General features: G+C 35.1%; 29 protein-coding genes. 1 reads left to right on the forward strand and 28 read right to left on the reverse strand.

Annotation, left to right across the window (positions count from 1 at the left end):
- Nucleotides 1-89: 89 nt before the first annotated feature.
- On the forward strand, nt 90-1,847 hold the full coding sequence (locus tag APF76_05310) for a hypothetical protein (GenBank protein KUO52453.1): 1,758 nt from the start codon (nt 90-92) through the stop codon (nt 1,845-1,847).
- A 113-nt stretch (nt 1,848-1,960) separates the two neighbouring features.
- Here APF76_05310 and APF76_05315 read toward each other — a convergent pair whose 3' ends face one another.
- The 28 genes from APF76_05315 to APF76_05450 all read right to left on the reverse strand — a co-directional run bounded on the left by APF76_05315 (nt 1,961) and on the right by APF76_05450 (nt 26,827).
- A complete protein-coding gene (locus APF76_05315; GenBank protein KUO52454.1) occupies nt 1,961-2,512 on the reverse strand; it encodes a transcriptional regulator in 552 nt (183 codons plus the stop codon).
- 156 nt (nt 2,513-2,668) lie between these two features.
- The gene (locus APF76_05320) at nt 2,669-3,817 is read right to left on the reverse strand and encodes a hypothetical protein (protein ID KUO52455.1); all 1,149 of its coding nucleotides are present in this window, start codon (nt 3,815-3,817) and stop codon (nt 2,669-2,671) included.
- A 7-nt stretch (nt 3,818-3,824) separates the two neighbouring features.
- A complete protein-coding gene (locus APF76_05325) occupies nt 3,825-4,649 on the reverse strand; it encodes an endonuclease IV (GenBank protein ID KUO52456.1) in 825 nt (274 codons plus the stop codon).
- Nucleotides 4,649-5,536, reverse strand: a complete 888-nt coding sequence (locus tag APF76_05330; GenBank protein KUO52457.1) for a hypothetical protein — start codon at nt 5,534-5,536, stop codon at nt 4,649-4,651. The genes APF76_05325 and APF76_05330 overlap by 1 nt, the downstream gene beginning before the upstream one ends.
- A 20-nt stretch (nt 5,537-5,556) precedes the next feature.
- Nucleotides 5,557-6,465 carry an RNA pseudouridine synthase gene (locus APF76_05335; GenBank protein KUO52458.1) on the reverse strand — a complete coding sequence of 303 codons (909 nt, stop codon included), beginning with the start codon at nt 6,463-6,465 and terminating at the stop codon, nt 5,557-5,559.
- 4 nt (nt 6,466-6,469) lie between these two features.
- A complete protein-coding gene (locus APF76_05340) occupies nt 6,470-6,910 on the reverse strand; it encodes a lipoprotein signal peptidase (protein ID KUO52554.1) in 441 nt (146 codons plus the stop codon).
- 133 nt (nt 6,911-7,043) lie between these two features.
- Nucleotides 7,044-7,718: a hypothetical protein gene (locus APF76_05345; GenBank protein KUO52459.1), complete on the reverse strand. Its 675-nt coding sequence runs from the start codon at nt 7,716-7,718 to the stop codon at nt 7,044-7,046.
- 244 nt (nt 7,719-7,962) lie between these two features.
- Nucleotides 7,963-8,250, reverse strand: coding sequence for a hypothetical protein (locus APF76_05350; GenBank protein KUO52460.1), 288 nt, complete (start codon nt 8,248-8,250; stop codon nt 7,963-7,965).
- Nucleotides 8,251-8,352: 102 nt separating this feature from the next.
- Nucleotides 8,353-9,720, reverse strand: coding sequence for a hypothetical protein (locus APF76_05355; protein KUO52461.1), 1,368 nt, complete (start codon nt 9,718-9,720; stop codon nt 8,353-8,355).
- Nucleotides 9,721-9,737: 17 nt separating this feature from the next.
- Nucleotides 9,738-10,016 carry a hypothetical protein gene (locus tag APF76_05360; protein ID KUO52462.1) on the reverse strand — a complete coding sequence of 93 codons (279 nt, stop codon included), beginning with the start codon at nt 10,014-10,016 and terminating at the stop codon, nt 9,738-9,740.
- A 195-nt stretch (nt 10,017-10,211) separates the two neighbouring features.
- Nucleotides 10,212-12,986 carry an isoleucine--tRNA ligase gene (gene ileS / locus APF76_05365; GenBank protein KUO52463.1) on the reverse strand — a complete coding sequence of 925 codons (2,775 nt, stop codon included), beginning with the start codon at nt 12,984-12,986 and terminating at the stop codon, nt 10,212-10,214.
- A 332-nt stretch (nt 12,987-13,318) separates the two neighbouring features.
- Entirely contained in the window at nt 13,319-13,828 is a 510-nt protein-coding gene (locus APF76_05370; protein ID KUO52464.1) for a hypothetical protein, read from the reverse strand.
- A gap of 13 nt (nt 13,829-13,841) precedes the next feature.
- Complete coding sequence (locus tag APF76_05375; protein KUO52465.1) at nt 13,842-14,573, reverse strand: hypothetical protein; 732 nt, start codon at nt 14,571-14,573, stop codon at nt 13,842-13,844.
- Between the two features lie 46 nt (nt 14,574-14,619).
- Complete coding sequence (locus APF76_05380; protein ID KUO52466.1) at nt 14,620-14,871, reverse strand: hypothetical protein; 252 nt, start codon at nt 14,869-14,871, stop codon at nt 14,620-14,622.
- Between the two features lie 14 nt (nt 14,872-14,885).
- Complete coding sequence (locus APF76_05385; protein KUO52467.1) at nt 14,886-15,347, reverse strand: hypothetical protein; 462 nt, start codon at nt 15,345-15,347, stop codon at nt 14,886-14,888.
- A gap of 9 nt (nt 15,348-15,356) precedes the next feature.
- Nucleotides 15,357-16,043, reverse strand: coding sequence for an alanine racemase (locus tag APF76_05390; GenBank protein KUO52468.1), 687 nt, complete (start codon nt 16,041-16,043; stop codon nt 15,357-15,359).
- Nucleotides 16,044-16,113: 70 nt separating this feature from the next.
- Nucleotides 16,114-17,064, reverse strand: a complete 951-nt coding sequence (locus APF76_05395) for a hypothetical protein (protein ID KUO52469.1) — start codon at nt 17,062-17,064, stop codon at nt 16,114-16,116.
- A 4-nt stretch (nt 17,065-17,068) separates the two neighbouring features.
- Complete coding sequence (locus APF76_05400) at nt 17,069-17,833, reverse strand: hypothetical protein (protein KUO52470.1); 765 nt, start codon at nt 17,831-17,833, stop codon at nt 17,069-17,071.
- A 147-nt stretch (nt 17,834-17,980) separates the two neighbouring features.
- Nucleotides 17,981-18,256: a hypothetical protein gene (locus tag APF76_05405; protein ID KUO52471.1), complete on the reverse strand. Its 276-nt coding sequence runs from the start codon at nt 18,254-18,256 to the stop codon at nt 17,981-17,983.
- A gap of 161 nt (nt 18,257-18,417) precedes the next feature.
- Nucleotides 18,418-18,993: a hypothetical protein gene (locus tag APF76_05410; protein KUO52472.1), complete on the reverse strand. Its 576-nt coding sequence runs from the start codon at nt 18,991-18,993 to the stop codon at nt 18,418-18,420.
- Nucleotides 18,994-19,033: 40 nt separating this feature from the next.
- Complete coding sequence (locus tag APF76_05415) at nt 19,034-19,828, reverse strand: RNA polymerase sigma-G factor (protein KUO52473.1); 795 nt, start codon at nt 19,826-19,828, stop codon at nt 19,034-19,036.
- A gap of 236 nt (nt 19,829-20,064) precedes the next feature.
- Nucleotides 20,065-20,790, reverse strand: coding sequence for a sporulation sigma factor SigE (locus APF76_05420; GenBank protein KUO52474.1), 726 nt, complete (start codon nt 20,788-20,790; stop codon nt 20,065-20,067).
- A gap of 46 nt (nt 20,791-20,836) precedes the next feature.
- Entirely contained in the window at nt 20,837-21,772 is a 936-nt protein-coding gene (locus APF76_05425) for a hypothetical protein (GenBank protein KUO52475.1), read from the reverse strand.
- 223 nt (nt 21,773-21,995) lie between these two features.
- On the reverse strand, nt 21,996-23,045 hold the full coding sequence (locus APF76_05430) for a cell division protein FtsZ (GenBank protein KUO52476.1): 1,050 nt from the start codon (nt 23,043-23,045) through the stop codon (nt 21,996-21,998).
- 14 nt (nt 23,046-23,059) lie between these two features.
- Nucleotides 23,060-24,292 carry a cell division protein FtsA gene (locus APF76_05435; protein KUO52477.1) on the reverse strand — a complete coding sequence of 411 codons (1,233 nt, stop codon included), beginning with the start codon at nt 24,290-24,292 and terminating at the stop codon, nt 23,060-23,062.
- A gap of 88 nt (nt 24,293-24,380) precedes the next feature.
- A complete protein-coding gene (locus APF76_05440; protein KUO52478.1) occupies nt 24,381-24,710 on the reverse strand; it encodes a hypothetical protein in 330 nt (109 codons plus the stop codon).
- Between the two features lie 13 nt (nt 24,711-24,723).
- Nucleotides 24,724-25,479: a hypothetical protein gene (locus tag APF76_05445; GenBank protein KUO52479.1), complete on the reverse strand. Its 756-nt coding sequence runs from the start codon at nt 25,477-25,479 to the stop codon at nt 24,724-24,726.
- A gap of 100 nt (nt 25,480-25,579) precedes the next feature.
- Complete coding sequence (locus APF76_05450; GenBank protein ID KUO52555.1) at nt 25,580-26,827, reverse strand: UDP-N-acetylglucosamine 1-carboxyvinyltransferase; 1,248 nt, start codon at nt 26,825-26,827, stop codon at nt 25,580-25,582.
- Nucleotides 26,828-26,834: the final 7 nt, after the last annotated feature.

Here is a 26,834-nt window from a genome sequence, read left to right on the forward strand (position 1 = left end):
TTGCTTAAGTATAATACCAATGCTATACTTATTGAAAAGCAATTGCTCAAAAAATAACAAGTATAGTCACCCGCTCAAGGAGGATACCCATGGCTTTTGACGGTATTACAATGAATGCAATAAATCAGGAATTACAGCAAAAAATTTCAGAAGCACGTATTGATAAAATTTACCAACCAAATCCTGGTGAAATAGTACTACATTTAAGAAAATACAGGGAAAGCTTTAAGCTACTTGTATCTGCTCATCCGGTCTACGCAAGGATATGTATAACTAAGAAAACATTTGATAATCCAAAATCTCCTCCATTATTTTGTATGGTCCTGAGAAAACATCTTGAAGGAGGAAAAATCTTATCAATTGAGCAACTATCTTTTGACAGGGTATTAAAAATATCTATCGAAAATCATACTGAAATAGGTGAGATAGCACAGAAAACATTAATCATTGAGATTATGGGCAAGCATAGCAATCTTATTCTTCTTAATGAACATGAAAATAAGATTATTGATAGTATAAAGAAGGTGTCCTATGGCACTAGTCAATACCGTCAAGTTTTACCTGGAGTTGAATACATCTCACCACCCTATCAAGATAAGCTTAATATTTTAGAAATTAGCCAGGAACAGTTCTCTACTAAATTGCTTGCACAAGAAATGACCCTTCCTATGGAAAAAGCACTTCTAAATACCATAATGGGACTTAGCCCCATACTAGCTACCCAATTAGCTGCAAAAGTTAATTTAAAGGGCACAATTCTTGAATACTGTGGTGATTATGAGTTAAATCTAATCTGGCAGTCAGTAATATATCTAAAAGATACTATTCAAACCAATAGCTATATGCCTATAATACTTCTTGATAAAAATGAGCAATACAGAGGTTTTTCACCAATAAATGTACCTGAGTATCATAATGAACAGGTATTGCACTTAAAGTCTATTAATGAAACGGTAGATGAATACTATGACTGGTTGTTAAAGAATAGTCATTTTGTTTCAAAGAAAAGCAACTTACAGAACAGTATCTCAAAAGAGATAAAAAGATGTGAAAAAAAGCTAGGAATACAATTACTAACGGTTCAAGAAAGTAAGAATTCCCAGCAAGATAAAATTTTTGGTGAATTGCTTACAGCTAATATGCACCTAGTAAAAAGGGGTATGGATGAAATACAGGTTGCAGATTATTACCATGATAATACACCTGTTACCATAAAGTTGCGGTCTGAACTGTCACCCGCTGAAAACTCTCAAAGATATTTCAAAAGGTATAATAAAGCAAAAAATGCTGCAAAAAAGGCAGCAGTACAGGCCCAACATTCAAGAGAGGAATTAGACTACCTAGAGTCTTTAGACTTTTGGCTTTCAGAAACCAACTCTCACGGAGATTTTGCTCAGATAGAACAAGAATTGAATGAAAGTGGTTATTTGAAATTGAAGAACAAGCTTGATAAAAAAGATAAAGCTAAGCCTATACCAAATACATTTATTACTACTGAAGGCTATAAAATACTTGTAGGTAAAAACAATAAGCAAAATGATTGGCTTACTTTTAAAGTGGCAAAAGATGGTGACCTCTGGTTTCACGCTAAGGATATACCTGGATCCCACGTAATTTTAAAGCTAGAGGGGGGGGGAATTACTGATGATATAATAAAAAAGGCAGCTCTATTGGCTGCATATCACAGTAAAGGAAAGTATTCAGCTAATTTACCAGTAGCCTACACTCAAATTAAGAATGTGAAAAAAATCAAGGGTGCAAAACCTGGTCTCGTAACTTATGAGAACTACAAAACAGTTTATGTAACTCCAGATAAAGATTTGATTGATAAACTGTTCGTATCCTAAAAGAAAAATAACAGATATCGTCATTGTAAATTCAAAAAAGGATATAGCTAATATACGCTATATCCTTTTGATGTTTATCATAAAGTACACTTCATTAGTAAAGTATACTTCCCTTATGCTCTTTCTTGAATAACGACTTCATCAACACCATCTGTTTCCTTTAACAGAACAGCTATAACCTCAGTTTTTGATGTTGGAACATTTTTCCCAATGAAATCTGCTCTAATTGGTAGTTCTTTATGCCCCCTATCAATTAGTACTGCTAATTGAACAGTTTTCGCTCTACCTAAATCAGCCATCGCATCAAGAGCTGCTCGAACTGTCCTTCCTGTATATAATACATCATCCACTAATACCACATTTTTCCCTTTTAAATCAAAAGCAATCTCGGTTTTATTTAATACAGGTTGTTCTGCCAAAGTACTAAGATCATCCCTATATAATGTAATATCAATTATACCTGTAACCACTTTATGGCCTTCAATCTGCTCTATAATCTCATTTAAACGATATGCCAGGGGAACTCCTCGGCTCCTAATTCCTATTAGAACTAGATCTTCAGTTCCCTTATTTTTTTCAATGATTTCGTGTGCAACTCTTGTTAAACTTCTGCGAATTTTATCTGCATCCATTATGACAGTTTTAGTTTTTAAGTTGATATCCATTAATAAAACCCCCTAAATATTTAATTAGCTCAGAACACAGAATTCAGAACAAAATTTAAGCCCTTATTCTGACTTCTGACTTCTGTATTTATGTATCTGACTTATCTGGTAAAAGAAGTATAACTTAATTAATAACTAAGCGTCAAGATTGTATTGCTAATTAAACAACCATTTTGCTAGGACTGGCTTTTTAACAGTTACTGCACTACTTGGGCAAAGTTCCTGACAGCAATAACAATAAATACATTCATTCAAATCAACTTTTGGAATTTTCTTTTCCATCACTAATGCTTCAGCAGGGCAGCTTTCAATACACATTTTACATGCTGTACACTTTTCATTTGAAAATTTTACAACAGGTTTTAACCATTTATAAATACTACCTAATAGTCTTTTAGGAACTCTTTTGGCAAACCGATCAGAAAAATCGGCATACTTAGTTGCAACAGGTATCTCAAAAGGTACAACCTCTTTATTAGTATCACCAAGATGAGTAACTATATCATCTGTTAAAGAAATAATACCTCTTTCATGGGCAAGCTTAAGGAGTGGTATTTCTGAAGGTTTTATTCCAATAATTTGGGCTGCAGCAATGTCAACTTGATAACTCTCTGTACTAGCAATTATATAACCTGCAAATTTTGGTGATCCACTAGATGGGCCTTCTCCTTCCATACCAACAATAGCATCCATTATAGTAATACTGGGGCTCAAAAATTCATTGATTTTAATAATCAAATCACAAAAGTTTTCTATATCTGAAAGTTCTAAATGATATTTTGCCTTGATTAGTCCAGGGATGCATCCGTAAAGGTTTTTGGGTCCACCGGTAACTACAGTTAACCCATGTGTTTTTAGTTTTGGCATGTTTATTAGATAATCACTATCCACAACAGCTTTAAGGAGCTGTAGTTCTCTATCTATGTTTTTTAGTTTAATATTCACCTTGTATGGAGTAAGATCAAAATTCAATTCAGCCCCGGATTCTTCTGCCGCCCAATCCATTCCTGTAGCTTTATAAACAGACCTTAATCTTGATATTGAATTAGGTCCCCCAGGACTGTCACCAATAATAACTCGGGCTCCCTTAGTAATAAAGTAACTGCAAACCTCTTTAACCAAGATGGGATGAGTTGTTACTGCCTGTTCTGGAGTTCTTCTGGTAAGTAAGTTAGGTTTTATAAAGACTGTTTTACTTTTAAAAACTTGATTTAGAAATGAGTCATTGATTATCCTATTAATATATTCCTTTATCCTTGTATCTTCATAATCATTACATTTATATGTATGAACTATTTTTTCCACCTATAACTCACTCCTGCCGTAGTATATCTATCTCTTTAGGATATACTTCAATACCTCCAGGTGTCTCAAGAATAAAAGGTATGTTCTTGAAATAATCTATCTTTACAAGTTCTTTAAAGAAACCAATTCCTAGCTCCCCTTCTCCTAAAGAAGCATGTCTATCTCCTTTACTACCAATTGGCTTTAAAGAATCATTTAGATGAAATGCCTTAAGCCTTGATATCCCAATGAGCTTATCAAAGTGATCTAAAACGCTTTGTAACTCATTTTTTATATCGTAACCTGCAGAATAAACGTGACATGTATCAAAGCATATACCTAATCTTTCCTTGTATTTACAATGCTCTATTATATCCTGAAGCTCTTCAAAGGTACTTCCAATCTCAGTACCTGAACCAGCCATTGTTTCAAGAAGAATCATGGTATTATTGTTTACCTTTTCAAACACCTGGTTCAAACCTTGAATAATTCTCCCTATTGCAAAAGGCAATCCTTTACCAACATGTCTACCCGGATGAATACAAAGATATGGTACGTCTAATCTTTCGATTCTTAATAAATCATCTGCAGTTGTCTCAATAGAAAAATTCCAGGAATCCTCTACAGGCGACGCTAAGTTTATAGTATATGGGGAATGGGCCATTACTGGCCCAAATTTATGTTTCTTTAGTAAGTCTTTATACTTTTTCAGATCTTGATCATCAAATTTCTTTGCCTTTGCTCCTCTAGGGTTTCGTGTAAAAAACTGTAAAGTATTTGCGCCAATGCTTTCTGCAGTTTGAACCGCTTTTGCAAATCCCTTAGCAATGGATACATGGGCTCCTATGTACATTAACTCTCGTCTCCTTTAGCTTTGGCCAAAATATCTAAAAGTGCTTTTTCATCTAGCTCGTAGGTTTCATTGCAAAAGTGACACACAAGTTCGGCCTTCTTTTCAGTATTAATAATATCTTTTATTTCCGCTTCCCCTAAACTGATCACAATTTTTTCTATTTTATCGATACTACATCCGCATTCAAAATCTACTTCTTTTTCCTCATGAACTACCACATTCCAAGGATTACATAAGTATTCCACGATATCCATGCTTTCCTTGCCCTTTTCAACAAAACTGCTTACTGCACCCAACTCCATAACTTTTTTTTCTAAATGGGCAACAATCTCTTCTGGAGCGTCAGGCAATAATTGTATTAAATAACCACCAGCGCCTTTAACAGTAGTGTCTTTATCTACCAGTACACCCATGCCCACAGCAGTTGGTATTTGTTCGGAAGAATGAAAGTAATGTGATATGTCATCGCCAATCTCTCCGCTAATTAGCGGAGAACTACCTGTATAGACTCCTTTTAATTTAAGGTCTTTGATAACATAAAGCATTCCTTGACCTACAGCTTTTCCCACATCCATTTTTCCAGATTGTTCAGGTTCAATATATACGTGAGGATTACTGACATACCCTTTTACTTTACCCTTGTTACCAGCCACAGCCAAAAGGACTCCCAATGGTCCGTCACCTTCAATTTTGATAGTAACTGTCTCCTGGTTTTTCAGACCCGCTCCTATTAAAAGAGCACCAGTTAAAATCCTTCCAAGGGCAGCTGTTGCAGTAGGATAAGTACCATGTATAAGTCTTGCTTTTTCTACAAGTTTAGTAGTGTTTGCTGCAACTATCCTAATATTACCATCAGCCGCAGTAGCTCTAACCAGCTTGTCCTGCATGTTTATTCTCCCTTCAATAATTAAGTACGTAAAATATTTAGTGCCTTTTGGAAATAATCAGGCAATGGAGCCTTAAACTCCATATAATTATTATGATCCGGATGCAAAAAACCTAATGTTTCAGCATGAAGAGCCTGTCCTTTAAAACCTAAATTATTTTTTGCCTTTGAATACTTAGGGTCACCAACAACAGGATGTTTAATATAGCTCATATGTACTCTTATTTGATGAGTTCTACCAGTCCTTAACTTTGCTTCAATGAAAGTATAATCTTTAAAATTCTCTAGAACCCTAAAATGAGTTTCCGCTACCTTGGCATTCTTTACTCCAACTGCCATTCTTTTTCTATCTACTGGATGACGTCCAATAGTTGTCTTTATGATACCCGCTGGCCTATTTATATTTCCATATACTAATGCTTTGTAAACCCTATTCACGCTATGCTCCTTTATTTGGGCAGCAAGATTCAGATGGGCCTTATCACTTTTTGCAACCACTAGTACCCCAGAAGTATCTTTATCAATTCTATGGACAATACCAGGTCTCAAGACACCATTAATACCTGATAAATCTTTACAATGATCTAAAAGTGCATTAACTAATGTACCTGAATAATTTCCTGGGGCAGGATGTACCACCATTCCTTGGGGTTTATTTACTACCACCAAATGACTATCTTCATATAATATTTCTATATCAATTTTTTCTGGTTCAACGTCTAAGGGTTTAGGTTCAGGCAAGGATAAAATAATTTCATCCATATCTTTCAGTTTATAGTTGGCCTTAGTATTATCATTGTTTACCTTTACAGAACCTTCATTTATTAATTTCTGTATTTGACTCCTGCTCATTTCAGGTAGCATACTTGATAAAAAAAGATCTATCCTCTTATCAAAATTATCTTGTTCTGGAATAAAGATCTTCTTCATTCAATCACCCAACCTGTTCTTGCCAAGTTAATAATTGCCAAGCTAATAAAATTACTCCGATAACAATTGCCATATCTGCTACATTAAACACAGGCCAAATTCTAAAATCCAAAAAATCTACCACATAGGAAAATCTAATTCTATCTATAAGATTTCCAACGGCACCACCTAGTTGTAAAGATAATGCAATAGTTAAAATAACATTTTTTTGTGCTAGTTTCCAGTATACCCCCACAAGAAGCAAAATAACTAAAGAAGTCACAAGAATAAAAAAGGCCATTCTATTTTGTAATATACCAAAGGCGGCTCCTGGGTTTCTTACGAAAGTAATATGAAAAATGTTTTCTATTACAGGTACTGTTTCATTAGGATACATTGTAATTATAATGAAATATTTTGTAAGCTGATCTATTATAACAATAAGAAATGCAGTTAAAGCAAATATCACAGATTATCACTCCTAGTCCAGTTCATACTTTCTAACAAGTATCTTTAATCGTCGTGAAAATTGTAACATTAGTTACCATTTCTATCAAGTAACCTTATAATTAAAAAAAAGCTATGGATAAACCACAGCTTTATTCTTTATCCTTAAACTTTTCACCTTCTGTTTCGCCTACTACCTTTTCTATTGGGCTACTCTCATCATCATGCCCATACACATCTTCATAAAAAACCCCATCTTTTCCTTTGAAATAGGGTATACCTTCAACCATTTCTACTATTCCCCTATCCTCATCAAGGTCAGTACCCCCGTAATAGGATCCTGCACCTGCCCCGTATGCATGTTCATTCCACCTTGCCATATCCTGCCAAGTATCCTCGGGGTCCATTTCCTGCTTTTCTCTCATATATACTGGTATAACCTTCTCTTCTATAGGTCTTATGTTGTTGTCACCTGTTTCTACTAGCTTTTCTCTGCAATGAACACATTTTGTTGTTTCAGGTAAAACTTCAAGTCTTTCTTTATCAATCACATGACCACATTCATCGCAGTATCCATAAGTTCCCTGTTTGATTTGACTTAAAGCATCTTCAACCTTTTCAAGCTGTATTCTAGCATTATCCACCAAGCTAAGGTCTTTAGATCTTTCAAAAAGTTCACTAGCTACATCTCCCGGATGGTTATCATAAAGAGATAACTCACCAATAGAATCCCGCATAGAAGACTCTAAACCTGTATCTTGAAGCACTTGAATCCTTTTTGTTATATCCTCCTTCATCTTTAGCAACCTATCACGATATTTTTGCAATAAAGATTGATTAAGCAGGGTTAACGCACCTCCATTATGAAGTTGAAGTAAGATCTTAATTCAGATTGAGATTCTGCTCCCACTAAATTTGACGCAGTTCTTAGCTTAGCAAAGTGCATTTATTTGCGAAGCTTTAGAAATGCTAATGCAAAGCTAGAGCTACTAATGAATGACTTAGTTGGCGTTGTACTCCCAATTATTGAATGTGAAGACTTACTCCAAAATTAGTCAGTTAATAAGCTTCCTAATAAGATTGTTCCCTAACCATCTGGACAATATCAGCAATTAAATCACCAATGAATGGTAAGTTTAACAAAACCATTTTTTGAAGAAAGTATATTACCAAGGCACCAAGCAAAGTAAAACCAACTGCCATACCCAGCCCTCTAGCAACACCTGCTAAAAAGTTCATATATAAAAGCTTTTTTGGATTCTCCAAGAGACTGACGTATTCACGTATTTGTGCTTTTTCTAGAATATATGCCAGGTTAGATAATTTCTCTTCTAGAGATTTATTTTCATTTTTCTCCAATTTGTTACCCCCAATGACATATTGGCAACAGTATAATACTAATTAAAGTAATATGCATTTAACATTAAAAAATACCTGTAATTAATTAGATATTAATTTAGGCTAATTCGTAAGAGCTTGAATAGGAGCAGGAATTCTACCCCCTCTACTTATAAAACAATCACTTGACCATTTGTTTATAGGCATCACAGGAGCAGTACCCAATAAGCCACCAAACTCTACCCTCTCTCCAACAGTCTTTCCAGGTACAGGAATTATTCTCACAGCTGTTGTTTTGTTATTAATCATTCCAATGGCAGCTTCATCAGCAATTACGGCAGAAATAGTAGCTGCAGTAGTATCCCCTGGAACTGCAATCATGTCTAATCCGACAGAACATACACATGTCATTGCCTCAAGCTTTTCTATGGTTAAAGCTCCTTCTTCTACTGCTCTTATCATTCCTGCATCCTCACTTACGGGAATAAATGCACCACTTAAGCCTCCCACATAGGATGATGCCATTGATCCACCTTTTTTTACAGCATCGTTAAGCATGGCCAAAGCAGCTGTTGTTCCTGGAGCACCACATCGTCCCACACCTAGACTCTCTATTATTTCAGCAACACTATCTCCTAATGCTGGTGTTGGTGCAAGAGACAAATCAACTATTCCAAAAGGCACTCCCAATTTTGTTGAAGCAGTCCTACCCACTAATTCTCCCATTCGTGTAACTTTAAAAGCCGTTTTCTTAATAACCTCTGCAATGCTACCAAGATCATGGTTTGGGTATTTTCTAACAGCATTCAAGACAACACCAGGTCCACTTACGCCAACATTGATAACTGTCTCTGGTTCCCCAATGCCATGAAATGCCCCTGCCATAAATGGATTATCTTCAGGTACATTGCAAAAAACAACCAATTTTGCACATCCTAATCCACCTTGATCTGCTGTATATTCAGCTGTTTTTTTGATTATTTCTCCCATTAATTTGACAGCATCCATATTTATTCCAGCTTTGGTAGAACCAATATTTACAGATGAACAAACCCTTTCAGTTACACTTAAAGCCTCCGGTATACTATTGATTAACATTCTGTCAGCTGTAGTAAAACCTTTATGTACCAACGCAGAAAAGCCACCTATAAAGTTCACTCCAACCTCACCTGCTGCCCTATCCATAGCTTGGGCAGCTTCGATATAGTCCTGCAAGTTTTCACCCTTCATAACAAGTGAAATGGGAGTTACAGAGATCCTTTTATTAATAATAGGTATTCCATATTCTTTTTCAATTTCTTCTCCGACTCTTACTAGATCTCTGGCTCGTCCTACGATCTTTTCATAAATGTTTTGGCTGGTTTTCCGTGGTAAATCTGTCCGGCAATCCATAAGGTTTATTCCCATTGTAACTGTTCTTATGTCAAGATGTTCATTTTCTACCATATGGATAGTTTCCAAAATTTCTTCTCGGCTAAAATATAAAGGCATTTTCATTCCTCCATCTATTATATACGGTGCATATAATTAAAAACATCTTCCCTTTGTACAGTAATTTTAACTCCAAGTTCATTACCCGTATCTTCTAGTCGTATTAATAAATCACTATAATCAATCTTAGTACTATTTGTATCTGCCACTAGAATCATTGTAAAAAAGTTCTGCATAATTGTTTGGCTTATATCAAGAATATTTACATGAGTATCTGCCAAAACCCCTGTTACTGCGGCTATAATACCTACTCTATCTTTTCCAACAACTGTTATAACAATTTTTGAGCTTTCCATTGCTATACCTCCATGAAGTTATGATTCTTTTTTAATACACTAATGACTATGTGTACTCTTAATAACGTGATAGTCATATTATCAAGTAATAATAATATATAGTAACCCCTTTTGCAAGAAATTACTTATCTGTTTTGTATAAAATAAAATAACCCATCATGGAATATCATTAGTCCAGATGAGTTATTCTGTTGCCTAGATAGTTTTCGTCACATCAAGACATCTTGGACACAATAGAGTCTCCTCAACTTCTTGTGATCCTTCACTATATTTCCAACATCTTTCACATTTTTCTCCTAATGCTTTATCCACAACGATAACAGCTTCTACTTCATCGGATTTGTATGCATCCTCAGGAATGTCATCTGTCATGTTTTTAACTTCTACACTAGAAACAATAAATATTTGATCTAACGGTTCTGTAATGCCCTTAAGAATTTGAACCATATCTTTATCTGTATAGATTTGAATACTAGCATCAAGCGAATGGCCAATTATTTTTTTCTGCCTAGCCAACTCCAAAGCTTTTGAAACCTCTTCACGTAAGTCCAATATTTTTTCCCACTTGGTTTCTAAGTCTACATCCATATAACTCTCATTTACTTCTGGATATTGGGCTAGTTGCACACTTATTGGGTCATCTTTCCGTTTAGGCAGATAGCTCCATATTTCTTCAGTTGTAAATGCAAGTACTGGCATCAAAATCTTGACAAGTGACGTGAGGACTTCATAAATAACCGTCTGGCTTGACCTTCTTAAAATATGGTCTGCTGGCATTGTATAAAGTCTATCTTTACATACATCTAGGTAAAAAGAACTCATGTCGACCACACAAAAATTGTGAACACTATGATGAACAACATGGAACTCATACTTGTTATAGGCCTTTGTAACTCTATCAATTAACTTATGGGTTTTAAGTAATGCCCATTTATCAACCTCTGAAAGGTTATCATAATCAACCTTATGCTGTTCTGGATCATAATCATATAAATTACTCAATAAGAAACGGAATGTATTTCTAATCTTTCTATAAGACTCAGTTATTTGTTTCATAATACCAGGTGAGGCAGCAACATCCCGTCTATAATCCGCAGATGATACCCACAACCTAAGAATATCTGCTCCCATTTGTTCTATAACTTTTAGTGGGTCAACTCCATTACCCAAGGATTTAGACATTTTTCTTCCTTTTTCATCTACTACATATCCATGGGTTAAGACTTGCTTATAAGGTGCTGTCCCTCTAGTTGCCACCGCTGTGGAAAGAGAAGAATTAAACCAACCTCTATGCTGATCACTACCTTCCAAGTATATATCAGCAGGCCATCTTAGGTCAGGGTGATTTGCACACACAGCTTCATGACTTGAGCCTGAATCGAACCATACATCCATGATATCTGTTTCTTTCTTAAATGCTTTAGATTCACAATGTGGGCACTTAAAGCCTTCAGGTAATAACTCCTTTGGAGTTCTTTCAAACCAAACATTAGAACCATGTTCTCTAAAAAGATTTTCTATATGAGAAATTGTTTCGTCATTAATAATTTCCTTGTTGCAATCTAAGCAGAATAATATGGGAATTGGCACGCCCCATGTTCTCTGTCTGGAGATACACCAGTCACTTCTATCAGCCACCATATTATATATTCTTTCTTCACCCCAAGCTGGAATCCACTCAACTTCTCTAATAGCGTTTAGTGCAGCTTCCCTAAAACCATCAATTGATGCAAACCATTGTTCAGTAGCTCTATATATAACTGGACGTTTACATCTCCAGCAATGAGGATACTGATGTTTAGTGAATTCAAGAAAGAATAAGTAACCTTTCTCCTCAAGTTCCTTAGTCACTTCTTTGTTTGCCTTATCATAATACATTCCTGAAAACTGCCTAGCCTCATCAGTAAATACTCCTTTATCATTTACAGGAGATATTATAGGCAAATCATATTTTTGTCCTACTTGGTAATCCTCTAATCCATGGCCAGGGGCAGTATGTACGCACCCTGTTCCTTGTTCTAAGGTAACATGATCTCCTAAAATAACTAATGAATCCCTTTCCAGTAAAGGATTGGAGCAGACAATCAATTCAAGATCATTACCATCAAACTCTTGAAGAACTGTATATTCCAGTTCCACCTTTTCCATAACACTTTTCACCAGTTCTCTAGCTAGGAGGAATTTACCTTTCTCGGTTTCAACGAGTACATACTTGAATTGTGGATGCAACGCTATCGCCACATTGGCAGCTAGAGTCCAAGGTGTGGTCGTCCAAATCATCACATAGGTATTATCCTCTGGTAATATGCCTTTACCATCCTTTACAGGGAAGTTTACAAAGATAGAAGGAGATTTCTTTTCTCCATATTCTACTTCTGCTTCAGCTAAGGCCGTTTGACAATCAGTACACCAGTAAACTGGTTTTAAGCCTTTATAGATGTATCCTTTTTTTGCCATTTCACCAAAGACTTTTATTTGAGCTGCCTCATATTCAGGGGCTAGAGTTAGATATGGGTTATCCCAATCACCTCGTACGCCTAGCCTTTTAAATTGTTCTCTTTGAACATCAACATATTTTAAGGCGTAATCTCTACAATGATTACGAAACTCAACTACATCTATCTTACTTCTGTCAAGTCCTAAATTCTTAATAGCTTGTTGCTCAATTGGCAGACCATGAGTGTCCCAGCCAGGCACATATGGAGCATCATACCCTGACATTGAATAATACTTAACAATAAAGTCTTTAAGAATTTTGTTTAATGTAGTTCCTAAATGTATGCTGCCGTTTGCATAGGGAGGTCCATCATGTAATATGAACTTGGGCTTATTTTGATTTTTTTTCTGAACTTGTTCATATATTTTTTGCTCGTCCCAAAACTGTAAAAATTCAGCTTCCCTCTTTGGCAAATTAGCACGCATAGGAAAATCTGTTTTAGGTAAATTTAAAGATTCATCATATTTAGCCATATTTCACCAATCACCTCTGTTTATTTAATAAAGAAAAACCCCTCATCTTTAAGGACGAGAGATTCCCGCGGTACCACCTTATTAGGATTGAAAGTATTTTAGAATACCCTCTTTCTTATTCTTTGAATAACGGCAAGACTACCGTCCCTTTTTACTAATTTCAAAAGAGTTGTTCACAGGTGATCTTCAATAGTGTTCTTATCTGGCTCCCACCTGCCCAGAATCGCTGGAAAAACTATCACTATCTACTCTCCTGATCATTACATGTAACTATATTTATTTTTATAGACAATAATTTAATATTTGGAATAAATTATACCATATCTTCATTTTTAGTCAACTTTCTCTTGATTTGTCAGAACATCTGTAGCCTTAGCTTCATCATTATCTTGTGGTATGGAATAATCCCCTTTTACCATCCTATATTGAGTCTCTAGAAAGGTCAAAATTTTTAGTTTATAACTCTTGAATTGGTTAATTAGTTCCTGTAACTCTTCTTCTTTAATGTGAACCTTTTTTTGAGTTTCTTCAATAATTTTCTGTGATTTGAGTTCTGCTTCTTGAATAATTAAACCTGCCTCTTTTGTTGCATTTTCCTTTAAATCATTGGCTGTCTTTTGTGCAATTACAAGAGTAGCAGATAAATTATTCTCAATCGACTTATATTTACCAATATCATCTTCAATCTTTTTAAGCTCTTCCTTTATTACCTGGTTTTCCTTGTAAATCTTTTCATAATCAATAAGAACTTTATTCAAAAAACTATCTACTTCACTCTGTCCGTACCCTCTAAAAGCAACTTTAAACTCAGCATTTTGAATATCCAAAGGTGTAATCGCCATTTCCATCCCCCCATCAAACATAAATACCAATTTTTAAAGCTATTCTATCTTTTCTAGTTGTACCTAGGACTTCTAATACTTTAATTCGTCCTTTTCCTTGTACTGACAAAATGTCTCCTTCCTCAATCTGATAATCAATTCGAGTAATATGCTGCCAGTTCACTTTAACTTTCTCCTTCTTAATTAACTCAGCAGATTTGCCCCGTGCAACAAAGAAACCAGCACTCAATACTGCATCTAACCGCATTGAAATAACAGTAGCTCTAATTTCCTTAAATAATGATTTTGGTAATAATAAGTCCTCAATCTTTTTTTCTTCCCCAACTACAGGAATGGGGCCAATTGAAACAACATTAGCTACTACATAACTGGTTGTTTTACTATCCACTATAACCTGTACTTGATTATCGCCAATAAAAATATCTCCAAACTTGTCCCTTTTAATTCCGGATGCCAGTAAAGCCCCTAAAACATGCCTATGATTATTTTCAAAAAATTTGAAGTTTCCTTGAAAGGAAATAAGAGCAATAGAAAACTCTTTTTTATCAAAGCGGAGATCTGCTGGATAAATACCTATTTTCTTCCTTTCCGCTTCTTGATAACCACCCCATGAAAGAAATGCTACCTCTTGAATTCCTTTTAAAATATCAAAAGCTACTTTGACCGTATAAGGGTCTAAAAAGTTCGTAGGTTGTAGTTGTCCTTTTTTCAAACAAACTTCGGCCTTATCTAAAACATGATGCATTGCCCTTATTTGCTCATCATTTCTAATATGAGATAAAATACGTTTTCTATCTAAGTAGTTGAATTACAAAACCTTCAATCATTCTTATTAACAAAAGAGCTATAATAGGTGAAAAATCAATAGGCAATGATCCTCTGGGAATTAATCTTCTTATGGGTGCTAATACTGGTTCGGTAATTTCATAAATAAAATTCATAAGGGTATTGTTCGGGTTTCCTATGGGAATCCATGATAGAATCACCCTAGCAATAACAAGAAAGTATAAGACACGAAAAGCTATTAGTACAAATTCCACCATATTATAAAACACTCCTAACTTTCAATTGTTTTGTTCCAGGCTAGATATTCATTTTTTATGGATGCGTCTTTAACTTCATCAGTTAAGTTTAACATACTGAAGTTTTGAGGTAATATCATAAATATATTTGGGTTTATCTTTTGCATGGATCCAGAAATAGCATATGTAGTACCACTCAAAAAGTCTACAATTCTTTTCGCAAGCTCTTTATCAATTGATTCCATATTTACAATAACAGGTCTATAATTTCTTAAATGATCTGCTATACCCTGAACCTGCTCATAATCGACTGGACTAATATAGACTATTTTAACAGGTTTGTTTTGATGAATACTTATAATATTGTTATTTTTTTTACTGTTATCTAGCATGTCTACCATAGGGTCACCTGTAGAAGATTTAACTGGTTTATCCTCGGGTATCTCTTCTATTTCAAAACCTATCCAACTCAATAATTTATACCAGTACTTTTTCATATTATCCCCCTACATATTTCCAAATATTTCGGAACCAATGCGAATCATATTTGCCCCTTCTTCTAAAGCAATTTCATAGTCATTACTCATTCCCATTGAAAGATACTTCAATTCAATTCTAGGTATATGAAGTGCCTCAAGCTTATGTTTAAGATCTCTTAATCCTTCAAAAACAAAACGAGTATTATCAGGGTTAGCCTCAAAAGGTGCCATCGTCATCAAACCCTGAATATTAATCCGCTCCAATTTTGATAATTTCAACAAGAGGCCCTCTACATTTTTGGGCGAAACTCCAAATTTACTATTTTCCCCAGAAATATTTACCTGCACAAGGCAATTAAATGTATAATTAAAGAATTTTCCCTGTTTCTCTAACTCATTTGCTAAGCTTTCTCTATCTAAAGAATGGATCATTGATACCTTATTTATTAAGTATTTTACTTTATTGGATTGTAGATGCCCAATAAAGTGCCAGTTTACTTTTTCAGAAATAGACTCATATTTTTCTAACAGATTTTGAACTCTATTTTCACCGATATCCTCTGCTCCACAAGCAATTACCTGTCTTATAATATCTGCATCAACAGTTTTTGTAACTACTATTAATTTAATATGCTCTGGTGAATTTCCCCCTTTAACTGCACTTTTTTTTATTATTTCCTTAACATGTTCTAATCTCTCTAGTAAATTGTTCAAAAGAATCTCTCCCCAAATATTGAAAGATTATTAAAAAATTTCGTCAACAATAGCTAAATTCCTGCTTATTTTACAACACTTGCGGATTTATTACTATTGGATACAGATAATCATCGAACATAATCAAGCTTTTGTCAGGAAGTGTTTTTAAAACTTCCACAGGAACCCAATTATATGAATCACCTTTATGGATATAAATACCCGGTTCTTCATCTATAATTACTATAGCTTCCTTATCAATTAAGTAGCCCTCTTTAGTATCTATAATTAGCCTAAAATCAGCCTTTCTGATACTATAAAAATCTTCTTTGTTATTCAATATAACACCAAAACAAAATACATCTTTTCCAGCAAAGCCGATGTCTGATATATTAATCCTGTACTCACTATCCCCATTACTTAACGTTAATGGTGCGTCTTTTAATTCTAAAGGATCCCTTCCAATATCTAATATCTCGCTTTGTGGAAAATATAGAATAAAGTTTACATCAGAAAAAGGATTAATAATCTTAAATATTGGTGTACCTTCTTCCACTATTTGCCTATCTTTTTCCTGATCACTATACTGCCCAGAATTTATTTTTTTAACCTCTAGAAGATTGAGCTCACCCATAGGTTTTCCACTTAATACCTCTTCAAAACCATCTGGATAAAAACTTAAAACTCCTGCACTATTGGTAGTAACTGGTATGTAGTTTTGCTTTCCTTCCAATGTTTGTGCTGTGATTGTCGCTATCTGATGACTCACCCTAACCCTTTCTCCTTCCTGTAAATCTTCATATGAAATCTGACCTTTGTTAGGAGATTTGATAGTTCTTTCATCACGGATAAAAACAGCTTCAGCTAACAACTCTGTTGTAATGGCCTCTAACTCAGGATTTATTGTCTTCACAGTTTTGTTAGAGATTGCCGAAATACTAGTAATTATACATACTGTAAGACCCAAAATGAACAAGTAAATCCATCCCATTTTTTTCTTTGGTTTCCTTGGTTGATGAGGCATATGCAATACTTTTGACAATTAATCACCTTCTAAGGCCCATCACCGCAGCCATTCTACCTGTTCGACCATTATCCCTTCTATGGGAGAAAAAGTAGTCTTTACTGCAATGAGTGCATAATTTGCTTATATGAATATTTTGATCTATTATTCCAGCTTCTAGTAAGGATAACCTATTTGCTTCCCACAAATTTAAGAATCCCTTTTTGGATTTCTCTTTACTTATAATGGAATTGTAATCTGAATATGCTTTTTTGATTGGAAGGAGAACTCTTTCATCTACTTCATAACAACAAGGCCCAATAGATGGACCTATAACAGCAACACAATCTTTTGGATTAACTCGAAAACTTTTTTTCAGGCTACTAACTATATTTATCCCTATTTTCAACAATGTACCTTTCCATCCAGCATGGGCCATACCTATAGAATTGGTTTGGGGGTCATAGATATAGATTGGTACACAGTCCGCATAATATGTAGTCAACAAAATCCCTGGCTTATTAGTAATCATTCCGTCGGTTGAAGATAAACAATCTTCATAGGACGTCATTCCCCTGCCTTTATCAAGCTCATTGACTAAAACCACATTGTTCCCATGGATTTGATCTAAAGCAACTGCTTCTTCTAACGAAAAACCTAGAGAATTAATATATTTATTGCGATTTTCAATTACATAATCTTTATCATCGCCTACATGAAGCCCTAGGTTTAATGTATCATATGGATGAAGGCTTGTCCCACCTTTTCTAGTAGAAAACCCATGTGCTAGTTGATCAAATCTATTCAAAGGTTCAAATGTATAGTAAGCAAGGTCGCCTCTCTGTATTAGATGATTAATAAGTGACACCTCCTAGGCTTTATAATGAAATTATATATGTCACAGATGCTTACGTCAATTTCTTATATTTCTCATTCGAAAATTATAGTGCCGTACCTAATCAACTACTCCATTTTCTTCATGTCTTGGGTCTGTGAAATTGTGCACTTCTACTAGTATTACATCAATTCCAAGTTTTTTTATCCTGTCCCATGGTACTACTATATCTTCGTTTCTACCAAAAAATCTAAAAAAGCCACCTGTTCCAGGTAAAATGATTGACCTTATCCTTCCTCTCTCCAAATCAAGTTCTACGTCCTTTATTTCTCCAAGTCGTCTACCATCTACTATATTGATTACTTCTCGCATTCTCAGGTCAGAAATTCTCAACAAAACTCACACCCCCATACTAGCTGACTATTTGTCCACTTTAAACCAACAGTATTCTAAATGTAGAAATAGTGGCAAAGTGAAATATGTTTCTATACATATATATGCTTCTAGTAGCTGAAAATGTGTATGTAAGCAAAAAAAAATAGGGCATCTATCTCCCCTTATTTAAGTCTATCTTTTATTATCTCTAAAAGCTTAAATTTGATTTTAAATGTTTTATTTGCTTTTTTATTTACTTCATCAACTTCTGATACAGCCAATGTCTTGGGTTCCACAATACTGCTTGTTATATCAACAAAACATAGTGGTGGAAATAAAACGCACCACCAATTAGAGCCTTTGCCATCCCCAATTGTTATTCTTAGAGATTGATATGTACCAGCAGGCAGAATAAGATCACCATATGATCTTGTTGGGTAATCCGCACTACCCATTACTGCTAAAGTTGAATAATCATACCCCCGTTTTTCAATCTCTTTTTCTGCTATTTCCTCTAAATAGTCTAAATTATTAGCTATGAAATCCTTAGCCTCTTCTAATGTCGTAGCCCTTCCAAGCTCAGGTTCTATTTTTTCTAAAAGAATATTTCGTACCTTTAATTTTAATTCCTGATCTTCATCACTATCACTATTTGCAATAACATGAAACCTGATTAATTCTGAATACTTTTTAGCTTGTTTTTTATCCTCATGGAAATTCCATGAGATATTGAGTGCTGCCCCCACAATCAAAACCATTAGTAATAAATATATGATTCTCCTCAAATAAAACACCCCACTAAACTTCTTTGTTATTCACTTGCACGTATTTCCGCATATGATGTAGTGCTGCCTTTTCAAGCCTAGATACCTGTGCTTGAGAAATTCCAACCTCATCAGCTACTTCCATCTGAGTCTTACCATCAAAAAATCTAAGAGTCAGAATATGTTTCTCCCTGTTATTAAGCTTATTAAGAGCTTCTTTAACAGCAATTCTTTCCAACCAACTATTATCATTATTCTTTTCATCTCCTATTTGATCCATCACAAATATGGGATCCCCACCATCATGATAGATAGGTTCAAATAACGAGATGGGTTCTTGTATAGCGTCTAAAGCAAATATAATCTGCTCTCTGGGTACTTCAAGAGCCTGTGAAATTTCATTAATGGAAGGCTCCCTTGAATTCCTACTTACAAGGGAATCTCTTACCTGTAATGCTTTATAAGCAATGTCTCTTAATGATCTGCTTACCCTTATTGGATTATTGTCACGAAGATATCTCCTGATTTCCCCAATTATCATTGGTACTGCATATGTAGAAAACTTAACATTTTGACTTAAATCAAAATTGTCTATTGCCTTCATTAGACCAATGCATCCAACCTGAAATAGATCGTCTACATATTCTCCTCTGTTGGTAAACCTTTGGATAACACTTAGCACTAATCGTAGGTTTCCATTAACAAGTTTTTCTCTAGCTTCTTCATTACCGTTTTGGATTTCTATAAATAGTTCTCTCATTACTTTGTTTTTTAATACAGGTAATTTGGAAGTATTTACACCACAAATCTCAACCTTATTTGCGATCAATATATTTACCTCCCTTTTCAGAAGTCGGAATTCAGAAGTCAGAAGTCAGAATAACACCTTAAAAACCCTACTTCATACCCTTGTCTCCTGCTTCATGCCTCTTGAACAATGTACTTTCTTTCCTTTAAAATTATTGCCATGGGTATTAAGTTTTATACTGACACGGGCAAAATAAAAAAACAGCCACCTAAGTGACTGTTTGAAATATAGAGACAACATTATATAAAATAATACTCTTATTCTAGTTTCCGAAACTCTTTTCGCAAACGTTTAATTATTCTTTTTTCGAGTCTAGATATATATGACTGAGATATACCCAGAATGTCTGCCACTTCCTTTTGCGTCTTTTCTGTCCCATCCATCAATCCAAATCTAAATTCCATTATCTTTTTTTCCCTGGGGTTTAGTTTTTTCATAGCGGCATAGAGTAGTTTTCTATCAACCTCTTCTTCAATTGATCTATAAATAATATCATTTTCAGTTCCCAGAACATCTGATAATAATAATTCATTACCATCCCAGTCTATATTAAGAGGCTCATCAAAGGAAACCTCTGTTTTTGTCTTATTATTTCTTCTCAAATGCATCAATATCTCATTTTCAATGCATCTTGATGCATAGGTGGCAAGTTTTATCTTTTTCTTTGGATCAAAGGTATTGACTGCCTTAATTAAACCTATAGTCCCTATTGACACTAGGTCTTCAATTCCTACACCTGTATTTTCAAACTTTCTAGCAATATACACTACTAGACGCAGGTTACGTTCTATTAGAATACTCTTTACAGCTCTATCGCCTTCTTCAAGCTTATCTATTAAATACTTTTCCTCATCATTTGATAGGGGCGGGGGTAATGCTTCACTACTTCCCACATAATGTACTTCCGGGTGCAGTTTAAGTCTTATTAACAAATTTAGTAACTTTATTTTTATGTTCCAGCGAAGTTGTAAAAGTTTCTTCATTAACAAAATCCCCCCTATATGAATAAAGCTTATACTAATTTAAAAACTAAATATCCAGAGAATTTTGTAAGAGTTCTGGATGTAAGAGTCCATTATATATGCCCTTAGAAGATAGTCTATAGTTATAAATACCTACAATAATATCCTTAATCTTTATTGTCTTATCATTATGTACAATAATGATTGAATCTGGTCTAATGCCTACAAGCATTCCCTTTTGCTCTCCTATTGAATTAAAGGGTATGACCCGTAGTCTAGATATCAGGTTTGTCTCTGAAAGACAAGTTATTGTTGAATTAATATCAAAATCCTTATTTTCCTCCAATTCTTTGTATATGACTTCAGGAATTATACTTTTCAAAGCTTCTAATTCAGCTATCATCACGGGCTTACTTGTAATCGGATCTGTTAACTGATTACCTGTATCAACTAAGGTTTTTAGAGCTATTCTTTGATCTCCAATACAAATAATTACTGGAACATATAAAATGTTTTTGAGAAAGTTCTGTCTGATAAATCTTGTTCCGTACCTACCAACAACCAATGCAGCCACCATTGCCGCAAGTAACCAATTATATCCCAATGGTTCTATAATTGAAAACTTACCTGTTAATACAGCCTGTATGGTATGGTCCGTATTTGCTAGATATACTGTAGCTAACATAGCACCACCTGCAGCAAATACAATAAAATAAAAATAGGCTAGTGCCTGCATCATTTTCCGAAGGCTCAATGGATAAAAAGCTATGTAAATCATTACTATAGAAAAAAGTAATTTTATTAAAAGCGAAGAAAAAGAAGTATGCAATGCGGGAAAATAGACAGTTACTGAATACAAGGCACCAGTAAGGGCAGCTAAGATAATTCTTTTAAATGAGGTACTAAACCCTGTAAACCTAGCTGTTGCCCAAATCAAAACAAAATCCATGGTAAGATTTACAAGAAATAGAACATCTAAATATAGGATGTTTTCCTCAAACACTAGAGCCACCTCAAAGGGAATACTCCATATAAATATATTAAATGCAGTACGAGTCTATGACTTCTAAAACAATTATACAGAAGACTTCAGAAGAACTTTGTCACTTATTGCGAATTCTTTAAAGTAGTTTTAATAACAAAAGAACGGTCACCTAAAACCGTTCTCCTCATTAATATCTTGCTATTGAATTTATTACATCATTAAATTTTTTGCCTGAACGAGTCTACTTTCTTCTTAAAAATGCAGGAATATCAAGATCGTCCCCTGTAAAAGGTTTCATCTCTATTTCTTTAGTAAAACTCTCTTTAGGACTTCGTCTCTCATCAAAACCAGTAGCTATTACTGTTACCCTTAACTCATCTTCTAATCTCTCATCCACAACTGCTCCAAAAATTATATTTGCTTCTGGATCTGCTGCAGACGAAATTATTTCAGCCACCTCATTAACTTCAAATAAGCCAAGGTTATTGCCTCCTGTGATATTTAACAATACACCCTTTGCACCCTCTATTGAAGTTTCCAATAGTGGACTTGAAATTGCCATATTAGCGGCTTCAGCAGCACGTTTATCACCACTAGCACGTCCAATACCCATTAGAGCAGACCCTGTGTCCATCATAATTGTTTTAACATCAGCGAAATCTAAATTAATTAATCCAGGTACTGCAATTAAATCTGATATACCCTGAACACCTTGCCTTAATATATCGTCTGCTATTTTGAAAGCATCTGAAATTGAAGTATTCTTATCAGCAACTTGTAGTAACCTGTCATTTGGAATTATTATGAGTGTATCTACCTTCTCTTTTAATTCTTCAATACCTATCTCTGCTTGTCCTGCTCTTTTCTTGCCCTCAAATGTAAATGGCCTGGTTACTACTCCTACAGTTAAAGCACCCTGTTCTTTAGCTACCTCTGCAACAATTGGAGCTGCCCCTGTTCCTGTTCCTCCACCCATACCTGCCGTAACAAATACCATATCCGCTCCTTGGAGGCTTTTTACTATTTCATCTCGTGTTTCCTCAGCTGCTTTTTTACCAATTTCTGGATTAGCACCGGCACCTAAGCCTTTTGTAAGCTTATTTCCAATTTGAATCTTCATTTGTGCTTGACTAAGACTTAAGCACTGAGCATCTGTATTTACACAAATAAAGTCGACTCCTTGTAGATTGGCTGATATCATACGATTAACAGCATTATTACCTCCGCCACCTACTCCAATAACCTTAATCTTTGCAAATGGGTTAAATTCTTGTTGTTCTAGTTCTAACATGTAGTATCCTCCCTCTAAAATAAGTCTTTAAACCAGCTTTTAATACTATTAAAATAACTTTTAAAGCTGTTATCGTTATCTACTGCAACTTCCTCTGAAACCATCCTACGTGAAGCATATATTACCAGGCCGATAGCTGTTGCATATTTGGGGTTGTTTACCATATCTATCATACCGCCAATATTACATGGATAACCTATCCTAACAGGCATATCTAATTGTTCAGCGGCGAGTTCAGCAATTCCATCCAATAAGCAACCTCCACCAGTAAAAATTAGCCCTGCTGGAATAACACCCTTAAAACCGGATGATTTTATCTCTTGCTTTATCATATGAAATATTTCCTGCATCCTAGGTTCAATAATACTAGCTAAGGCCTTTTTTGAAACTTTCCTGTTTTCATGCCCACCTAAATTGGATATAGCAACATATTCTTCATCTGGCATCAGATTACTAAGAACACAGCCATGTTCCATTTTAATCTTTTCAGCTTGGTTCAAAGGGATCCTTAAGCCTACAGCCAAGTCACTAGTTACATGGTAAGCACCGACTGGCAGTACAGACGCAAACCATAAACCATCTTCATCAAAGAGAGAAATCTCTGTGGTTCCACCACCAATATCCACAACCACAGATGCTAAATCTCTTTCTACAGGTTGCAATACCGCTTCAGATGCTGCTAACGGATTTAATACAAAACCGTCTACATGCAGATCTGCCCTTGAAACCGCTTTGCCAAGATTTTGGATAGATGCATTTGCCCCTATAATAATACTAACCTCTGCTTCAAGTCTTGACCCTACCATTCCTACAGGATCTAACACCCCATCATACCCATCAACCACATATTGTCTAGGAATCACATGTATGATTTCCTTATCAATGGGTAGGTTTATTACTTTAGATGCTGATATTACCCTTTCTACATCTGCTACAGAGATTTCACCATCCCTATTGCCAACAGCCACTACACCTTTGTTATTAACAGAATATATGTGAGAACCAGTCACTCCTACATATACTGATAGAATTTTTTGGCCGCTCATTCTCTCGGCAGATGTAACTGCCTGAACAATAGAACGTGCCACTCCATCAATATCTACTATGATGCCTTTACGCAAGCCATTTGATGGACATTCACCAAACCCTGTGACTTTAATCTCACCTAATTCAGTTATTTCTCCTACAACTGCTGTAACTTTTGTACTTCCAACGTCTAATCCTACTACTATTCTATTTTGGGGCAAGTTTTGCACCTCCCTGGAAGAACATCTATATCTTTAAAAAAATTTCCACAACATATTGCAAATACCTTTTTTTACAAAAAACAATTTTTTATTTTTTCAAAATAAGTCTTCTAACTATGGCAAGGTTTTCAAACAAACGAACCCCAAAAGCAAATACTGCAGCTAAATAAAGATCGACTCCTATCTGCTCGCCAATATAAGCTAAGGCACCAGCAAAAAACGTATTGGCTACAAATCCCGTAACAAAAATTGCATTATCATATTTACCCTCTAAATTTGCCCTTAGTCCTCCAATCACAGAATCAAAAGCAGCCAGTAAGGCCACAGACATATACTTAGCAAACCCAATGGGTACAGCAAATGGAAGCTGTAAACCTAGCATTATTCCTATCAACAGGCCAACTAAAGGGAACCACATTTGCAAACATCCTTTACTTATATTTGATTACTGGCAAACCTGCAAAGCTTATATCAATATATTCCAATTGGTAGTGGTTTCCTTCCTCCAACTGTTTTGTATAAAGCTTTTCAAAAACGGCTATCTTTTCATCAAGGTTTTTTGAATTACCTACTTTAACCATAATACCTTCGTTTGTGAACAACCAAATATCATTTTCTCCTGAGGAAACGTTTATCTCATTGAAATAAATACCATGCTCTTCCCATATTTGGTCTGCAATTTCAAGAGCAGCATCCAGAACCCGATTCTCTATCTCTTGTCCATAACGTAAATTTTCCTCAAGACTTAGACCAGTTATAAGGGGAAGATCAATAAACTCTCTTATAGATTCCACATCCTGCATGTAAAATCCTTTGCCATCCACTAAAATAAATTTTTCTTGTGCAACAACAATTGAGGACGGTTCTCTCTCTTTTACATGAATATATAAAGTACCCGGAAGACGTTTTTCAACTTTCACTTCCTGGATCATTGGTAATATTTCTAATCGCCTTATGATGCGTTTCTCATCAATATAAAACAGATTATTCCCTAAGGGCACGTCTGCATTTTGTAAAATGTGCTCATTATCTAGGATCCTATTCCCGTCTACAAATATATCCTTGCAATCAAAATAACTTGATTGTATAAATAAGTACATAAATAGCGCAAATAAAAGACAAAGTAAGGTAGTCTGCATAACCCTTGACTTCTTGGTATGTAAAACTCGGTATGCTTTTGAGGGCATTTTGGTTATCTCCTTAAATAACAATTATAGTAAGATTTTTTATCACTATTATATCAGACAACTACTGCCAGTCCAATATAACATTAAAAAAAGCAGCCACTTAGCTGCTAAGAGAGTTGTTGACTCTTATTATTTTGGCGCCTAGATCGTTGTACTTTCTTTCAAAGTTCTCATAGCCTCTGTCCAAATAATGAATATTTTCTATAACTGTAGCTTCTTCTGAGACGAGACCTGCCAAGACTAATGCTCCTGCAGCTCTTAAGTCTGTGGCCTCTACAAAAGCACCAGTTAATTTTTTAACTCCCTTAACAATTGCAATTCTACCTTCAACTTTTATTTCTGCACCAAGCCTTCTAAATTCATCAACATGTTTAAACCTATTTTCAAAAATGTTTTCTACTATTACTGAAGTGCCCTGACCAAGCATTAGGAGCACCATCATTTGAGGTTGTAAGTCTGTAGGAAAACCTGGATAAGGTAATGTTCTAATATCTAATGGTTTTAACTCTTTATTTCCCCTTACCCTTATTTGGTAGTCTCCTTCATCTATTTGACACCCCGCATCTCTAAGTTTACTAGTAAGAGGAACTAAATGTTCAGCTATCACATTTTCAATCACAACATCTCCACCTGTTGCAGCTGCAGCTATCATATGTGTACCTGCTTCAATTCTGTCAGGAATAAGGTAATGTTCTACTGAGCCAAGCTTCTTAACTCCAGTTATTTTTATAGTGTCTGTTCCTGCTCCACGTATTTTTGCCCCCATAAAGTTTAAAAAATTTTGTAAGTCCACAACCTCAGGTTCTCTAGCACAATTTTTTATTATTGTTTCTCCTGGTATTAAACATGCTGCCATCATTAGGTTCTGAGTGGCACCTACACTTGGAAAGTCTAGGTAAATACTTTCTCCTTTTAAATTTGAGCCGTTGGCTTCGATAAAACCATGTTTTTCCTTAATAATTGCGTTTAATTTTTCAAACCCTTTCAGATGCAAATCTATTGGTCTTGAGCCAATATTACATCCACCTGGATAAGCTACTCTTATAGAACCGAACTTGCCTAACATAGGTCCCATAAATAAGCTAGAAGCACGTATTTTTCTCACAAGCGTTTCAGATAATTCTTGGGGCTGTACGTTGGAGGTATCTATAATATGTACCTTGCCTTCTCTCTTTAGGTTTGCACCCAAAATCTCTAACATTTTAAGCATTTCCTGCACATCTGAAATATCTGGGACATCATGTAGTATTACTTCCTTGCTGGATAAAAGACTCGCAGCCATTATTGGTAAAACTGCGTTTTTTGACCCACTAACCTTTATTGTTCCGGAAAGTTCTTTACCCCCCATTACAACA

Source organism: Desulfitibacter sp. BRH_c19 (assembly GCA_001515945.1).
GTDB lineage: Bacteria > Bacillota > DSM-16504 > Desulfitibacterales > Desulfitibacteraceae > Desulfitibacter.

Coding starts and splice junctions, on each gene's coding strand:
- APF76_05310 (KUO52453.1), top strand. CDS start 90: ATGGCTTTTGACGGTATTACAATGAATGCAATAAATCAGGAATTACAG.
- APF76_05315 (KUO52454.1), bottom strand. CDS start 2,512: ATGGATATCAACTTAAAAACTAAAACTGTCATAATGGATGCAGATAAA.
- APF76_05325 (KUO52456.1), bottom strand. CDS start 4,649: ATGTACATAGGAGCCCATGTATCCATTGCTAAGGGATTTGCAAAAGCG.
- APF76_05330 (KUO52457.1), bottom strand. CDS start 5,536: ATGCAGGACAAGCTGGTTAGAGCTACTGCGGCTGATGGTAATATTAGG.
- APF76_05335 (KUO52458.1), bottom strand. CDS start 6,465: ATGAAGAAGATCTTTATTCCAGAACAAGATAATTTTGATAAGAGGATA.
- APF76_05355 (KUO52461.1), bottom strand. CDS start 9,720: ATGCCTTTATATTTTAGCCGAGAAGAAATTTTGGAAACTATCCATATG.
- APF76_05360 (KUO52462.1), bottom strand. CDS start 10,016: ATGGAAAGCTCAAAAATTGTTATAACAGTTGTTGGAAAAGATAGAGTA.
- ileS (KUO52463.1), bottom strand. CDS start 12,986: ATGGCTAAATATGATGAATCTTTAAATTTACCTAAAACAGATTTTCCT.
- APF76_05370 (KUO52464.1), bottom strand. CDS start 13,828: ATGGCGATTACACCTTTGGATATTCAAAATGCTGAGTTTAAAGTTGCT.
- APF76_05375 (KUO52465.1), bottom strand. CDS start 14,573: ATGCATCATGTTTTAGATAAGGCCGAAGTTTGTTTGAAAAAAGGACAA.
- APF76_05380 (KUO52466.1), bottom strand. CDS start 14,871: ATGGTGGAATTTGTACTAATAGCTTTTCGTGTCTTATACTTTCTTGTT.
- APF76_05385 (KUO52467.1), bottom strand. CDS start 15,347: ATGAAAAAGTACTGGTATAAATTATTGAGTTGGATAGGTTTTGAAATA.
- APF76_05410 (KUO52472.1), bottom strand. CDS start 18,993: ATGGTTTTGATTGTGGGGGCAGCACTCAATATCTCATGGAATTTCCAT.
- APF76_05420 (KUO52474.1), bottom strand. CDS start 20,790: ATGAAGAAACTTTTACAACTTCGCTGGAACATAAAAATAAAGTTACTA.
- APF76_05430 (KUO52476.1), bottom strand. CDS start 23,045: ATGTTAGAACTAGAACAACAAGAATTTAACCCATTTGCAAAGATTAAG.
- APF76_05440 (KUO52478.1), bottom strand. CDS start 24,710: ATGTGGTTCCCTTTAGTTGGCCTGTTGATAGGAATAATGCTAGGTTTA.
- APF76_05445 (KUO52479.1), bottom strand. CDS start 25,479: ATGCCCTCAAAAGCATACCGAGTTTTACATACCAAGAAGTCAAGGGTT.
- APF76_05450 (KUO52555.1), bottom strand. CDS start 26,827: ATGGGGGGTAAAGAACTTTCCGGAACAATAAAGGTTAGTGGGTCAAAA.